This window comes from Zhongshania sp., assembly GCF_041584495.1.
Taxonomy (GTDB): Bacteria; Pseudomonadota; Gammaproteobacteria; order Pseudomonadales; family Spongiibacteraceae; genus Spongiibacter.
Genome location: NZ_JBFHDY010000136.1, coordinates 1 through 8385, shown reverse-complemented (window position 1 = coordinate 8385; position 8385 = coordinate 1). Strand labels below are relative to the sequence as shown.

The 8385-nt window shown below is 50.7% G+C and carries 12 protein-coding genes; 7 read left to right on the top strand and 5 right to left on the bottom strand.

The features are described from left to right. Positions 1-49 precede the first annotated feature (49 nt). A complete protein-coding gene (locus ABYP33_RS16180; protein ID WP_373092191.1) occupies positions 50-541 on the bottom strand; it encodes an aminoacyl-tRNA deacylase in 492 nt (163 codons plus the stop codon). A gap of 337 nt (positions 542-878) precedes the next feature. On the opposite strand from ABYP33_RS16180, the gene ABYP33_RS16175 reads away from it, so the two are divergent. After that, a complete protein-coding gene (locus ABYP33_RS16175) occupies positions 879-1094 on the top strand; it encodes a hypothetical protein (RefSeq protein WP_373092189.1) in 216 nt (71 codons plus the stop codon). Positions 1095-1131: 37 nt separating this feature from the next. On the opposite strand, the gene ABYP33_RS16170 is transcribed toward ABYP33_RS16175, so the two are convergent. Together ABYP33_RS16170 and ABYP33_RS16165 are read right to left on the bottom strand one after the other, a co-directional pair. Next, on the bottom strand, positions 1132-2577 hold the full coding sequence (locus ABYP33_RS16170) for a transglutaminase family protein (protein WP_373092188.1): 1446 nt from the start codon (positions 2575-2577) through the stop codon (positions 1132-1134). Positions 2578-2584: 7 nt separating this feature from the next. Continuing rightward, the gene (locus ABYP33_RS16165) at positions 2585-3466 is read right to left on the bottom strand and encodes an alpha/beta fold hydrolase (RefSeq protein WP_373092187.1); all 882 of its coding nucleotides are present in this window, start codon (positions 3464-3466) and stop codon (positions 2585-2587) included. Positions 3467-3837: 371 nt separating this feature from the next. On the opposite strand from ABYP33_RS16165, the gene pomA reads away from it, so the two are divergent. The 4 genes from pomA (at position 3838) to ABYP33_RS16145 (ending at position 6783) form a co-directional block, all read left to right on the top strand. Then, on the top strand, positions 3838-4608 hold the full coding sequence (pomA, locus tag ABYP33_RS16160; protein WP_373092186.1) for a flagellar motor protein PomA: 771 nt from the start codon (positions 3838-3840) through the stop codon (positions 4606-4608). Beyond that, complete coding sequence (locus ABYP33_RS16155; RefSeq protein ID WP_373092185.1) at positions 4609-5448, top strand: flagellar motor protein MotB; 840 nt, start codon at positions 4609-4611, stop codon at positions 5446-5448. Positions 5449-5602: 154 nt separating this feature from the next. Then, positions 5603-6133, top strand: coding sequence for a hypothetical protein (locus ABYP33_RS16150; RefSeq protein ID WP_373092184.1), 531 nt, complete (start codon positions 5603-5605; stop codon positions 6131-6133). Positions 6134-6261: 128 nt separating this feature from the next. Continuing rightward, the gene (locus ABYP33_RS16145) at positions 6262-6783 is read left to right on the top strand and encodes a hypothetical protein (RefSeq protein ID WP_373092183.1); all 522 of its coding nucleotides are present in this window, start codon (positions 6262-6264) and stop codon (positions 6781-6783) included. Between the two features lie 325 nt (positions 6784-7108). Here ABYP33_RS16145 and ABYP33_RS16140 read toward each other — a convergent pair whose 3' ends face one another. Further along, on the bottom strand, positions 7109-7297 hold the full coding sequence (locus ABYP33_RS16140; protein WP_373092182.1) for a hypothetical protein: 189 nt from the start codon (positions 7295-7297) through the stop codon (positions 7109-7111). Between the two features lie 199 nt (positions 7298-7496). Between ABYP33_RS16140 and ABYP33_RS16135 the strand changes: the two genes are divergently transcribed. After that, positions 7497-7778, top strand: a complete 282-nt coding sequence (locus ABYP33_RS16135; RefSeq protein ID WP_373092181.1) for an AraC family transcriptional regulator ligand-binding domain-containing protein — start codon at positions 7497-7499, stop codon at positions 7776-7778. 47 nt (positions 7779-7825) lie between these two features. After that, positions 7826-8164 carry a HopJ type III effector protein gene (locus ABYP33_RS16130; protein WP_373092179.1) on the top strand — a complete coding sequence of 113 codons (339 nt, stop codon included), beginning with the start codon at positions 7826-7828 and terminating at the stop codon, positions 8162-8164. 37 nt (positions 8165-8201) lie between these two features. Here the strand turns inward: ABYP33_RS16130 and ABYP33_RS16125 are convergent. Next, positions 8202-8385, bottom strand: a 184-nt coding sequence (locus ABYP33_RS16125) for a hypothetical protein (protein ID WP_373092178.1), incomplete at its 5' end; no start/stop codon positions are given.

The window sequence follows — 8385 nt, the reverse complement described above, 5'->3', positions numbered from 1 at the left end:
GGCCATAGAACGGCCCCGCACGGCATGGTAGTAGGGGGTGTTAATCGGGCTAGTGAACGATGGACCCGAAGCGATCATCTTGAGGGCAGCTCATATGCAAATGGTCTTGGCCGTTCATCAGCTCCATAAATGCCCCGTGCTGAAGATGAATTAAGTGTTCATGGTCACCGCTCTCGAGGTAAACGTCTTTGGCGTGATTGAACTCGACTTCCCAGCTAACGGGCATGCCATAGACTTGGCCAAGAGCCGGAACCGCGCCTATTTCGCAGTCGTCGAAAAGCTTGGCGACTTCGCGTTCCGTTGCCAGGCGGTAGTTGCCGTGCATGTGGGCATTGACGCGCTCGAGTATGAGCCGATGATTTGCGGGAATCACGCACATACGGTAGCGGTCGCCGTCGTGCAGTATTACTGCCTTGGCAATTTGCGAGGGTGGTAGTTTCGCCATGCGTGCGCTTTGCATACTATTGCGGCTATGGGCGTGGCTGACTAGGTCGAAATTAACCCCAATTTTATTGAGGTGGGCGGCGATACGTGGAGACATACTCACGGTTTTATCCTCCGGCGTTTGCAAGAAACGCATTCATACGTGCTATTAAAATATAGTTTGGCGCTGGGCTGCTTGTCCAAGAAGGGAATCATGTTATGCCAGAGCTTTATAATGCTAAGCGCTATAAGCATTTGGATGCTGGGGTGTTTGGTAATACTTTTTTGAATGGTCTCGCTGCGGCGGCAGAGCATAGCTTACTTTTTGCTACATAATTAGCGTTTGTAATATTCGCGTCATTACTATGTAACATTTATGCACGATAATTTGTCCTTTCATGGCAGCTGGATTTCTGCCTTTTTATTTTAATATTATCGGCAAATACGGAGTGTATATGCGTTTAAATTGCGTGGGTGTTAAGGCAGTTCAGTTATTGGTGGTGCTGTTTTCTATGTTGTTATCGACAATCTCGATGGCCGATGAGCCCGTACAGTTGCTTGAAGAGGTCACCGTAGTGGGCGCTGTGCGCGGTAGCTCGACGATAGTGATTGCCGATATTGATGTGGCGGGCGACGAAAGTCTCGATGACATGCCCTACGTCTACGAATAGTGCAATTACGCCTACATTGAACGTTATTGAGCTTTGTTCAGCGACGTTTAATGTGTACCGCAGATGTTATTTGTAGTGTATGTATTTTTTCATTTATTTTTAACACTTCGCTTTGTTCACCGCTGCTAATGCCCAGTGCAATATGACCCGCAGTAACCCCTCCTAAGCCGCTATCGAAACTCTGCCACTTCGCCCCCGTCCAAGCTTGTACCCAAGCGTGGGGAACAAACACATATTTGCGGCCCAAAAAACGATCATTATTATACGCTAAGCCAAATACGACACGGCTTGGAATACCGGCTGCCCGCGCGAGCGACGCGAGTAAAAGCGCGTGTTCAGTGCAGTCGCCTTGTTTACTGTGGTATGCCTCCAGAGCAGTGGCGTAGCCGGAATAGCTGGCTTCACTATTCATGTGCCGACTTACAAAATGGCTGAGACGGCGCATTTTTGCAGCTGGGCTTATTTTTTTTTCACCGAGTACATCGTTAACCGTGGCATGAAAAATGGCATTGTCACTAGCGAGCCAATAATTTGTTTGTAAGTAGGTGTTGAGTCGTGCTGGGCTGAGTGAAGTTTCGGTAGCGCAGTCGGTGCAAACGGTTATTTCTACGCCGCCGTTAATCGCCGTTACCGCTTGTTCAGTGGTGCTCGGTGGTGTGGTGGAAAACTCGCCGAGCAGCTGGTAGCGAATTTTGCCACGCAGCGCCGCGTCACTGATTTTATAGGGCGAGGTTATGACTTGGCGATACACATGGGTAACTGCCTGAAAATCCGCTGTGGCGCACTCATAGCTGCAGTTTTCAATACGCAATTCGTCGCCGCCGGAGCGACTGATCTCAGTTAACGGCCGAAATGCCGTGTCGGTAAAAATTTCGCTATAGCGGGCTTGATTCGTCATGACCTGACGTTGAATTTGCCAAGCATAGGCGGGCTGGTCGGCTGCGGTATAGGGTTTGACAATCAGTTGAATTTGTTCAAATTGTTGACTGCTAAAATTCCAACTAAAGTAGGTGAATGGCGATGTCTGTCCTGCGCCGGTGGCTAAAACCTGACGCAAACCCTCGGGTAAAAAGAAGGGCTGGGGTATCGCATAGTCCTTGGTATTGCCGGTAAGGTCATTCTGTATTAAGTGCAGCACGTTCGTGTCTATAACTGCGCGCATATTGTGATTGGTCGTGGCAGAGCTGACACGCTTGCGTATTGATATTGGCGTACCCTCTGGGCTTTCTCGGTACTCTAATACGGTTGTCGTCGTTGCGTCAGCCGCGCCGGGCTGACTAAGGGTAATCACCAGGGTTTCTTTGTTAATGATTTCGTCTATTGTGGTGTGGCGCTCCAGGTGCCGGTAGCCGAGTTTGCTGCCCGCCAAGCTCAGGGTCTGCCATTGCTCGGTTTCGCCCCAGGCAGTGGCGCCAGCAACCATAAGAAATAAGCCAGCCGCCGCACTTAGCCAGCATTTTAAGGTGTTTTGGGGCGTGTGCATATATATGCTAGGTTTCTGCGCGGAGCAGCTTGGTGTTCTGCAACCAATCTCGGCTGAGTTTAACCACTTGCTCGCAGTCTTCCTGTAACGCCATATGTCCGGCACCTTCAATAACACCGTGACTAACAAAGGGCGATAGTCGCTTTACTCGTCGTTCAAACTCCTTGGCCTTGTGCAAATACGAGTGTTCAGCCCTAAGCACCAGGGTGGGCACCTGAATATTGCGCAGTGCCTGCCAGGGAGAAAAGGTGTGTTTGAAGTTGTGCGCTTCCCACTCGCGGTTATAGCTCAGCTTATACTGCCCGTCGGCCTGTTCAATGAGTCCTGCTTGGGCATATTCATTAAACGCGTCTGCTGAAAAGCGTCGGTAGGCCGCTTTGTTGCGATGGTAGTCTATAAATGCTTGGCGGTCCGGCCACAGCTGTTGGCGGTTTTGGGTGCGCTTCACCAAATTTAATCGGCCCATCAGTTCGGTGGGGGCAATGGCCGCCACGGCGGGTAAAAACCTGCCGGGGATGGTAGCGGGGTCAAACATCAGTAGTGCTTTAAAAAGTTCGGGACGTTTAGCGGCGGCTAAGGCCGAAACTGTGGCGCCAATAGAATGCCCCATGGCAATGACGGGGCGAGTTTGGGCGTGCTCTAAAAATGCGATGAGATCGTCGGCGTGCTGGCGCCACGAGAAGCCCCGGGGCGGCGGCCGGTGGTCCCAAATACCGCGATTTTCTAGACCAATTATGCGGTAGTCAGATTGGAAGTGAGCGAGAAATGGCGTGTAGCTCGCTACCGGGAAGCCATTGGCTGCGGCAAAGTGCAGGGTTTCTTCACCCTGTCCGCCAGCTTGCCATATTGCCGGGCCGCGGCCGAAATCAGATTGTTGGGTATTTAACATAGCGGTTTATTGGCTGGGAATATTAAGTCCTAAGCATACCATGGTCTTTGGTGCTGCGGAGAGGGGGCAGCCGCTTGCGCGCTTAAGGTAAATGGTTAAGGGTGGCGAAACGGGGTCATTAAGCGATGAATATACAGTAATTGTATCGTTGAAATCCGCTATGGACGCCGCTGAGTATGGCAGGCTATGGTTGCAATTGCTGGCGTAATGGCTTGTTCAAATGAGCAGAATGACGCGCCCCTAGGGGAATCCCCTATAAAGTTAAATGCTCTGCTGCCGTTAATAACATTACGTATGGGTGAACTAGCGGCCGAAAATGGTAAACCCCGGCGCTTTTACCAATTCACTGACCAAGATAGTCGGAGTTTTCTTTGGACATAGCAACGTTATTAGGCATGTTGGGTGCCCTCGGGGTCATCGTTACCGCGATTGTGATGGGGGGCAGCGCCAGTGGATTTATCGACACACCAAGCTTATTGATCGTGGTTGGCGGGGGCTTGCTGGCGAACTTGGTTAAGTTTCCTTTAGATCAAACGATGGGCGCATTTAAGGTGGCGTCGCGGGCGTTTGTGCACAAGCCCACCAGTTCTGAAGATCTTATTGCCGAGTGTATGTCGATGGCCGGGGTTGCTCGCAAAGAAGGTTTGCTGGGTTTGGAGTCTCTAGAGATTAGCAATGAGTTCCTCAATAAGGGTGTGCAGATGGCGATTGACGGCCACGACCCTGAATTTGTACGCCGAGTGTTGAATAAGGAGATTAGCCAAACGATTGAGCGCCATGAAATGGGTGAGGCGGTTTTTAAAGGCTTTGGCGAGTCGGCGCCCGCCATGGGCATGATCGGTACCTTGGTTGGTCTAGTGCAAATGATGTCCAATATGTCTGATCCCAAGGCGTTGGGCCCGGCAATGGCCGTGGCCTTGTTAACAACGCTCTACGGCGCTGTTTTGGCAAATGTGGTGGCGCTGCCAATGGCGGAGAAAATGGCGTTTCGGACCGCAGAGGAACGTCGTAATCGGCACCTGATTTTAGAGGCGGTTGATGGCATACAAGAAGGGATAAATCCTCGGGTACTGGAGTCCTTGCTGCAAACCTACTTGCCAGACAATAAACGTGAAGTTGAATCTAAGCCTGAGGAAGCCTAAGTGAACCTGGACGATGCGCCAAAGAAGGTATCTGCTGGCGCACCCGCTTGGGTGCTCACCTTTGCGGATTTGATGTCGCTGCTATTGGCCTTCTTTGTTCTGTTGTTTTCATTCTCAGAAATGGATAAGCAGAAATTTAAGGAATTGTCGGGTTCAATGAAGGACGCTTTCGGGGTGCAGCGGGAAATACCTGCATTTAAACCGCCGATAGGAACCAGCATGATTGCGCGGGAGTTCAGCCCTGGCGCGCCCAAACCTACGGCTGAAAATCAAGTTCGTCAAGAAGCTATTCGTGAAATGCGCGACTTCGTAAAGGTTGAGGCCGACGAGGCCCTCAATGACGACCTTGAAAAAGTAAAAGCGCATCTGTCCCTGGAAATCAGCGAAGGTTTGGTTGAAGTGGTCGATGACGGTGAACGAGTCATTATAATTCGGATTCGTGAGCGCGGTTCGTTTTCATCAGGAAGCGCTGATCTGTCGCCGGGGTTTGAGCCGGTACTGGCTAAATTAGGAACCCTGCTAAATGAAATTAAGGGTGAGGTTGTGGTTGCCGGACACACCGACACCGTGCCGATCCATACCGAGCGCTATTATTCAAATTGGGATTTGTCGTCGGCAAGGGCGACCACCGTTCTGCGGGGTATCATCGCGGCCAGCAGTCAGCCGAATGAGCGCTTTCGGGTTATGGCCCACGCCGCAACACGGCCGCTTGCGGACAATAAGACGGCCGAAGGCCGCGCGCGTAATCGGCGGGTCGAAATTTTTCTATTGCGGGGTGCCAAACATGACCCGGCAATGGGCGCGGCCATTGGTGGGCGAGAAACGTCATTGTTGAATTGAATTGTAAGTTTTTAATTTAAAAGCTAAATTGCGTCATTACAAATGTGACAGGCGTCTCGCAAAGGAATAATACGTATGGCATGCAAACCACTTTATATCGCTAAATGCACCCCCTAGCAAAGGTAAACACGTAGCAAAGTATAAGGTGGATGTAATGATTATTCGTAAACTAGTATCTGTAGGTGTCGCCTCCGTTGTATTGTCTTTTGGCGTGCAGGTTAATGCATCATCGGGCTGGAAGTTAGAGGCTATCTCCAAGTCGACCGGTTACAGTGTGTCTGGCCAAAAGGGCAGTGCTAATCAATTTGGCCTGCTAAAACACAGTAATACCTGTGGGGCCGATGAACTGTATATTAGCTGGGCAAGCAACAGCGCAAATATTTGGTCGCTCGCCGGTCAAAAGGTTTCCCTTGCAGCAGATTTTGATGGCGTCGCCTTGGATATTCCTCTTGAGGTTATTTCAATTCGCCCGCTGAAGGGTAATCAGCATCAAGTGATATTTGGCCATTCCTTTGCCAATCCAGAGCTGCTGGCGCTCATGACAGCGGCTGGCTCCGTCAATTTAATGATGACTTCGTCTGATATTGCGCAGTATTTCACCGTGACGGGCGATAACTTCCCACTACAGGGCTTTACGCAGGCGCGCTCAAAAGCACTTACGCGCTGTGAATCCCAGAGTGGTTGAAGGGTAAGGCATTCGAATGAAAAGGGGCTGCCGTAAATTACGGCGGCCCTTTTTTTATGATTGCGCGTGGTCTTCAGCCTTCGTTCAGCTAGCTCCTGATACCTTACAAGCACATTCAGGAGGAACTGATGATGAGTAATACAACGGCACTAAAAGTAGAACACCCCGGTGTAATCCGTAACCTGCTGCTCACCGCCTTGCTTGCGGTTGCGGTTGCCGTGACCCCGAAGCAAGCTCACGCTGAACATGCGGAGACGGCTGCAGCGGTGTTAATTGGCGCTGCAGTATTGTATGCCGCCCACGACGCCCATAAATCAGATAGAAAGTACGCCAAGCGCCACGCCCATGTTCACGACCGCCATTGTGGACACCATGTTGAGTATCGACGTAATGATCATCATCGCTACGGCAATGCGCATGTGTATTACCAAAATCAATATACTCGGGATCGTCATTCAAGCTACTACGGTAAGCACCCTAAATATATAGAGCACCACCACAGTGGTAAGCATGGTAAGAAATACGCCAAGCAGTATGACAAGCACGATCGTTATGGTCGGCATGACCATAAAGGCAAGAAGTATCGCCATGATGATCGTCATGGTAATCAATCTTGGAATACCCGGGTAAGAGTGAGTCAGGGCCACTAGGGTGCGAGAATTTAAAGACCGATGTGGCGGCTGAAAATAGGCCGCCACTTTTTTATGTGCCGAAATATACTCCTGTGCGGTTGTCATTGTGATTTTACGTTGATAATAGCCGCGCTTAGCCGCTAAAACGTTGACGCGATTGATATCGTTCTCTGCCCAAGTGAGTATTTTATCCATGACCCGGAACCACAACGTCTGGCCGATTCTTTTTGCGACTTATTTCGTGGCCAAGAGTTAAAAATGCGCCGCCCAAACCCATACACGGTAATTGAAGCGCCGCCAATTCTAGGGTTGATAGCTGTCATACGAGGCATAGGCAATGGCACTAAACCGCACCACAAGCGTTCCCGTCACGGCGGCAAACAAGGCTCAGCCATGCGCTATTGCGGGTTTTAAGTGCGGGAATGACCCCGATCAAGGCGAGCCACGGCATAAAAAGGCATTTATCATCCGCTGCCAGCGAAACCGCTAAGTAAGGTCGGTAATTGAAAATCGCGATATTGTTCGTTGCCATTGTTATCGTCCTTATTGTGGGGCGTATATTGGGTTATGGCGTTTGCTCAGTGCACGCACTGACTGATTGCAGTACGCCTAGGGTGTGGCGAGTTAAATGTCGCTACTGACCGTAATTATTGTTAATTTCGGTCATTACGGATAAAAATAACAAGCATTTGCCCGCATCACACATTGGGCAGCGACCCGCACTGGGGCCCTTGACTTTGTGTCAAACCCTCGAACAGCTAGGGCTGGATTACGACGCGGCGAGGTTAATAGCCGGTTTGAGCCGGAGCCAGCTGGAAACCCCAAGTTACTTGATTCGCTCAGTGCAAGAGCTTGCCTTTATCAACGCGGTGCTGGCCGCAAATTCTCGGCCGGATCTTGCCTATCTCGTGGGGCCAGGTTATCACTTTGACGTTATTGGTATTTGGGCCTTAGCCCTAATCTGCAGTAAAAATTTGCGACAGGCTTGTCAGATTGCACAGGAGTTTTATTGAGCTAAGCCACAGCTTTATAATACCTGGCCTTAAAAAGAGGATTAAGCATGACAGTAGCAGAACTGATTGAGCGCTTGGCACAACAGCCGCTGGCATTTACCGAGGTAATGGCGGTAATCGACGACAATTACACGTTTACGCCGACCGCTTTCCAAAATGGTGAGCAGTATAATGAGGCGGGGACGAACAATGGCTCGTGTAAGATATTCGCGTTTGGCGCCTTGCACCAACTAAGCGCGCAAGCGACGTTGAATGCCTTCGGGGATTTTTATATTAAGGACGTGCTGGCGAATCCCGACGGTGACGACCATGCCAATATCCGTAATTTTATGCGCAGCGCTTGGGCTGGCATTCGTTTTGAGGGGAGTGCGTTGGCGCTTAAATAGACTAAAAACGGGGTGCTTGACGGCACCCACGGCGTTGCTAGGTTAGCACGTCGGCTTTACTCACAAGGGGACGGTTGGTCCTGGTGCCGCGTATTATATTGCCATCGGGCTTGTTGTCGGCGCCGCAGTGACCGTGCATCACATAGTCGTCGTGGACTTCGACTAATACACCAACTAAGGGCATGTCACACATACTACCGTCGACTCGGTAGCTAACGAGT

Coding starts and splice junctions, on each gene's coding strand:
- ABYP33_RS16180 (WP_373092191.1), bottom strand. CDS start 541: ATGTCTCCACGTATCGCCGCCCACCTCAATAAAATTGGGGTTAATTTC.
- ABYP33_RS16175 (WP_373092189.1), top strand. CDS start 879: ATGCGTTTAAATTGCGTGGGTGTTAAGGCAGTTCAGTTATTGGTGGTG.
- ABYP33_RS16170 (WP_373092188.1), bottom strand. CDS start 2,577: ATGCACACGCCCCAAAACACCTTAAAATGCTGGCTAAGTGCGGCGGCT.
- ABYP33_RS16165 (WP_373092187.1), bottom strand. CDS start 3,466: ATGTTAAATACCCAACAATCTGATTTCGGCCGCGGCCCGGCAATATGG.
- ABYP33_RS16150 (WP_373092184.1), top strand. CDS start 5,603: ATGATTATTCGTAAACTAGTATCTGTAGGTGTCGCCTCCGTTGTATTG.
- ABYP33_RS16145 (WP_373092183.1), top strand. CDS start 6,262: ATGATGAGTAATACAACGGCACTAAAAGTAGAACACCCCGGTGTAATC.
- ABYP33_RS16140 (WP_373092182.1), bottom strand. CDS start 7,297: ATGGCAACGAACAATATCGCGATTTTCAATTACCGACCTTACTTAGCG.
- ABYP33_RS16130 (WP_373092179.1), top strand. CDS start 7,826: ATGACAGTAGCAGAACTGATTGAGCGCTTGGCACAACAGCCGCTGGCA.